Genomic DNA, 4,421 nt, shown 5'->3' on the forward strand with positions numbered 1-4,421 from the left:
CACAACGTTTCGCAATTGTCTTTAACGCTTGACGCTCGGTCAACTCTTCTAATATTGTGTAATGGACTTGTTTCGAAATAAAACATGAAGGAGCGACAAGATACGTATGAGCAGTAAAATATTTCCCGCATGCTCGGCAGTGATAACGTTGCTTTCTTAGTCGCAAGTAGGTTTGCTTATTTCCACTGCGATTTAAGAGAACCATTGAAATCTTCTTGCCGTTTTTGACGATCTGCTTCGCAGATTCTTTACAAAATGGGCAATGTCTAAAGGTCCGAACCAAATTCCCTTCGATTACGATGGCTTTCTTGTTCTTATAAATAGTTTCTTGAAAAGAATTAATTTCAATATTTTTATCTTTAATAGTGAAGAGTTCTTTGATAGAATGAGAGATGGACATACAAAAACTTCCTTTCAGATTGATGCTTTAGACGACTCTATTCTATCGGAATTTTTGTATGTCTGTTTGTTTTTTTACAAAAAAATCTAGGACCGACAGAAAATTCTATCAGTCCTAGAAATTATAGAGCCGTTTTTTTATTAATGACTTCAGTCAGTTTCGTGCGCAAAGCGTGCGAAACAAGAAAACCGCGCGTTTCTACGCGTGGAAGAAGTAGCTTTAGCGATAAAAACTCCTTTCGATATACTAGTGAGTGGCTACCAACCCTCATCAGATCGAAAGGAGTTTTTTCATGTCAAATGACGATAAAAGTTTAGCACATACTCGTTGGAATTGTAAGTATCATATTGTGTTTACACCAAAATATCGACGAAAAGTAATCTATGGGCAATTACGAAAAGATATTGGAAAAATACTTAGGAAGTTGTGTGAAATGAAAGATGTGGAAATCATAGAAGCACATGCAATGCCAGATCATATTCACATGCTTGTTCGAGTACCACCAAAAATAAGTATATCCAGTTTTATGGGGTATCTGAAAGGTCGTAGTGCGGTACTAATCCACGAGCAGCACGCAAATCTCAAATATAAATACGGAAATAAATCCTTTTGGTCGAAGGGATACTATGTGAGTACAGTCGGATTGAATCAAAAGACAATTGAAAAATACATCCGTGAACAATAAGCCGATGATCGCATTCGAGATAGTATAAGTAAAAGAGAGTACGTAGATCCATTTAAAAAATAAAGAGAAGTAAGTGAGCGAAGATGAGCAGTTGGCGGTCTTTTAAAAAGCCCCTTTTAAGGGGCAGCGAGTGTCGACCCCTTCTATGGGTATTAAAAAGCCACCCGTCTTCACGGGTGGATGGGTTACTAACATACTACTATAAGTAACTAAATTTTCGAAAAGATGAATTGAAGATCAGAAAAAAGGAAGCAAGTCTCATATTATTAAAATAAGTTGATAGAATCATTTTGTTGGTTTTTATATTGGCTATTTTGATCTTTTGTTTTATACACTTTTGTTAATATATAAAATGATAGGTATAAACTATTCTTATGAAAAAATAACAAATTAAGATTATAAATAATTATGAAAATAGGTGAAAATAGTCGGGATCTGTCAATACTGATTGGTTTCATTTCCTTGTCAATACAAAAAATGACTGAGTCACTTATTTGAAAAAGGAGTTAATAGAATGAAGGACAAGATTTTACCTATGCTACTTTCAACAGGGCTTTTGACAGTGAGTATTTTTTCAGTTGTTCCACACATACAAAAAAATATAGTACAAGCTGAGGCTGTACAAGGAAAAGTAGAAAAATCAGTAGTGGACCAGAAACCAACTTTAAACGCGTTAGCAAATGGGATTCAGAAGAAAAACAAAGAAGTTGCTATAAAAGAAAATTCAACGGAAGAAGAAAATATAGATACGACAGATAGAGTCATTGGAAAATGGGGAAGTGCAATATGGGATTTTGATGTTTCTAGTGGAACTTTAACAATACAAAGTGGGCTGCTTGGTGAGTATAAAGAATCTCCATGGAATAATGAAGAAATAATCGCATCAGACATAAAGAAAATTAATTTAATAGGAGAAGTAGTAGCTCCTAGGAACAGTAGCTATCTATTTTCTTCAGAGGATAGGAATAAATGCCTTATAAATTTAAATGAAATAACTGGTAATTTAAACATTAATCAAACCACTAATTTGTACGGTACTTTCATTGATTGCAATAGTCTAACTAAGTTGGAAATTAATAATTGGCATACTAGTCAAGTAGAAGATATGTCATTCATGTTCAAAAATTGTTACAACTTAACCAGTTTGGATATGGGTACTTGGGACACGAAATTCGTCAAGGACATGTCTTTTGTGTTTGAAGATTGTAATAATCTCAAAAAACTCAACTTAAATAGTTGGGATACTACTTCAGTAACTAATATGCAAGGTGCTTTTAAAAATTGTGATAATCTAAACGAATTAGTGTTGGGGAGGAATACACTACTTGAGACTAATGTAGAGTTAATAGAAAGTTCTTGGAAGGGAAAAAATATTGATATATTTTACCCAAGCAGTCAAGAATTTTTGGACAATTATAAAGGAAGTCAAACTGGTATATTTATCAGATCTGAGACTAAAGCTTGGGGAACTTCTCCTTATACATTTGATGAAAATACAGGAATATTGACTGTATTTTCAGGTGACTTGGGAGGTAATACTCCTTGGAATAAAGGTGAAGTCAATGCAAAAGAAATTTTGAAGATTGATTTCGTAGGTAATGTTGTTGCTCCTCAAAATAGTAATTATTTGTTCTCTGATTATGATGAGAATTTGGCATTAACTAACCTGCAAGAAATCAATGGAAAAATAGATACAAGTAATGTTATGAACATGAAATACATGTTCAATGGATGTGAAAATTTAACTTACTTAGATGTGAGTGAATGGGACACAAGCCAAGTTACTGATATGTCAATGATGTTTCAAAATTGTAATAGTTTAACAAATTTAGATGTAAAGGGATGGAACACAAGTCAAGTTACTATTATGCAAGGTATGTTCAATGGGTGTAATAATCTAACAAGTATAGATGTCAGCATGTGGGATGTTAGTAAAGTAGAAAATATGTTTATCATGTTCCAATATTGTAATAGTCTTAATAGTTTAAATGTAAGCAATTGGGAAGTCAGCAAAGTTAAAAATATGCGATCTATGTTTTTTGACTGTAGAAATCTCGCACATTTAGATGTAAGTGGTTGGAATATCAGTCAAGTTTCTACTATGAAAAATATGTTCTATAATTGTAGTAACTTAACAACATTAAATGTAAGCGAATGGAATACAAGTCAAATAACGGATATGTCATATATGTTCCAGAATTGCACAAATTTAACAAATTTAGATGTTGGTAGCTGGGATACAAGTCAAGTAACAGACATGTGTCGTTTATTCGGTGATTGTAATAAATTAAATAATATAGATGTAGGTCAATGGAATGTAGCAAAAGTTACTTCTTTTAAAGATATGTTTATTTCATGTTTTAATTTAAAATCAATTGATATTAGTGACTGGATAATTAATTCTACTGATGATGTTCAAAGCATGTTTTATAATTGTTCTGATTTAAGATCTATATTACTAGGGGAAAATATTGATTTTACTGGGAAAGATCTTGGTTTACCTGATAATCGTTGGATCTGTATAACAAACAAGATACGATATGGATCATCTTCTGAATTTATTAATCGTTATAACGGGACAGAACCAGGTACTTATGTTTGGGATCAGACTGCCGATTTAGGTATCTATTTTGATAAACAATCTCCAATGGTTATTGGCAAACCAGACAATTTGTGTTGGACAATAAAACACACAAATCAATCTACTCAAGGAAGAATTGCTAAAATGATTACTGGAAAAATAAGTACAGCAGAAACACTGGACTTGGACGAAAAAATCATGGTTGAAGAGCAGGATGAACTGGGTAACGTACTTTCAACATCAACTATACAATTAACGAAAGAAGAGTCAATAAATGATCTCAATACTTACAGTTATGTTTTACCTGATCTTACCTATGGCAATCAGTACAAAATCACGTGGAAAGGAACGCCATGGAACAATACAACGGTCTCCACAGCGCCAACCTTCCGATATGAACTGGATTATGATGCTAATTTGGAACTGATCAATGGTGATATGGTCTTACCAGATAGCCGTTCAACTACTGCCAACCGTGTGATAGAGAATGGGGGATTAAGTTTCAAAGATGTCCCACAAGAATTACGATTTAATGCCACAAAATTATCAACGGATCTCAATGAACAACTGATTGCAAGAGAAGACAAAGATTGGGAAATCGGCATCACTGATTTTAGAGGAACGAAAGCCAAATCAGTTACGGATTCTGATGCAGCCCGCCAAGATTGGGATCTAGTCGCGACAGTTGCGCCGTTTAAAGATTCATCTAATCAAGAAATCGGGTTAGAAACCTTAGGTATCACCTATGTCGATGA

At 33.7% G+C, this 4,421-nt stretch carries 2 protein-coding genes and 1 pseudogene; 2 read left to right on the forward strand and 1 reads right to left on the reverse strand.

Going from position 1 to position 4,421, the window contains the following annotated elements:
* On the reverse strand, positions 1–400 hold a 400-nt coding region (locus G7Y42_RS14620; protein WP_165007580.1), incomplete at its 3' end, for a transposase family protein.
* A gap of 292 nt (positions 401–692) precedes the next feature.
* On the opposite strand from G7Y42_RS14620, the pseudogene tnpA reads away from it, so the two are divergent.
* A pseudogene (tnpA, locus tag G7Y42_RS14625) lies at positions 693–1,082 on the forward strand (IS200/IS605 family transposase); the annotation flags it as partial.
* 517 nt (positions 1,083–1,599) lie between these two features.
* A partial coding sequence (locus tag G7Y42_RS14630) for a BspA family leucine-rich repeat surface protein (RefSeq protein WP_165007586.1) occupies positions 1,600–4,421 on the forward strand: 2,822 nt, incomplete at its 3' end.

This window comes from Enterococcus sp. ZJ1622 (assembly GCF_011038845.1).
In the GTDB taxonomy this organism is placed as follows: Bacteria; Bacillota; Bacilli; order Lactobacillales; family Enterococcaceae; genus Enterococcus_B.